This is a genomic window from Thalassospira sp. HF15 (genome assembly GCF_011806525.1).
Lineage (GTDB): Bacteria > Pseudomonadota > Alphaproteobacteria > Rhodospirillales > Thalassospiraceae > Thalassospira.
On record NZ_JAAVKI010000017.1, the window covers coordinates 1 to 1,495 of the forward strand.

Annotated in this window: 1 protein-coding gene; it reads right to left on the bottom strand. The window is 57.3% G+C overall.

Going from position 1 to position 1,495, the window contains the following annotated elements; all coding sequences use genetic code 11:
• On the bottom strand, positions 1-1,495 hold a 1,495-nt coding region (locus HED22_RS19520; protein ID WP_217701921.1), incomplete at both ends, for an Ig-like domain-containing protein.

The window sequence follows — 1,495 nt, forward strand, 5'->3', positions numbered from 1 at the left end:
TCACCATTGTCTGTACCTGCCGACAGTGTGGCTCCATCCGGCACTCCACTGATCGTCACGGTCAGAGTTTCGGAGCTGTCAGTGAGGTCGGCATCGATATCCAGAGCAATCGCACTGTCTTCGTTGCCAGAGGCGTCACTGACGTCCAGTGTCGGCACATCCGCAACACCGGCAACATCAACCGTGATCGAACCAGTGGTCGTGGCAACATCAGAACCATCCGTCGACGTTGCCGTCACGCCAAGATCAAACGAGCCACTGAAGTCATCCGCAGGCGTAATCGTCAAACCGTCAAGCTGGTCTGAACCCAGTGTCCAGGTGCCATCGCCATTGTCCGTACCTGCCGACAACGTCGCGCCGTCCGGCACACCGGAAATGGTGACCGTCAGGGTTTCAGAACTGTCGGAGAGACCAGCATCAATATCCAGTGCAATCGCACTGTCTTCGTTGCCAGACGCATCACTGACGTCGAGTGTCGGCGCATCGGCCACACCAGCCACGTCAACCATCACAGTGTCTGTGACCGACGCTATATCAATTCCGTCCTGAGTACTCGCTGTGATCTCAAGATCAAAACTACCACTGAAGTCAGACGGCGGCGTAACGCTCAGGCCTTCCAAGTCTCCGCTGGTCAATGTCCAAGTGCCATCACCGTTATCCGTCCCTGCAGACAGAGAAGCACCTTCTGGCACACCGCTGATCGTCACGGTCAGAGTTTCCGAGCTGTCCGTGAGGCCCGCGTCGATATCCAGAGCAATGGCGCTGTCTTCGGAACCGCTTGCATCCGATACATCCAATGTCGGTGTATCCGCCACACCGGCAACATCAACGGTGATGCTGTCGGTCGTGGTCGCGACGTCTTCGCCATCCGCCGACGTTGCCGTCACGCCAAGATCAAACGAGCCGCTGAAGTCATCCGCAGGGGTGATCGTCAGGCCATCAAGTTGGTCAGAGCCCAGTGTCCACGTGCCATCACCATTGTCCGTCCCAGCTGACAGGGTTGCGCCATCCGGCACACCCGAGATGGTCACGGTCAGGGTTTCGCTAGAATCTGTTAGACCCGCATCGATATCCAGTGCAATTGCAGAATCTTCGTTGCCCGAAACATCCGATACTTCAAGCGTCGGAGTATCGGCGACACCTGCGACATCAACCGTAATGCTGTCGGTTGTGGTCGCAACATCAGAACCGTCGGCAGAGGTTGCCGTCACGCCCAAGTCAAACGAACCGCTAAAGTCGTCCGGCGGCGTAATCGTCAGACCATCAAGCTGGTCAGAGCCCAGCGTCCAGGTGCCATCACCATTGTCTGTACCTGCCGACAGTGTGGCTCCATCCGGCACTCCACTGATCGTCACGGTCAGAGTTTCGGAGCTGTCAGTGAGGTCGGCATCGATATCCAGAGCAATCGCACTGTCTTCGTTGCCAGAGGCGTCACTGACGTCCAGTGTCGGCACATCCGCAACACCGGCAACATCAACCGTGATCGAACCAGTGG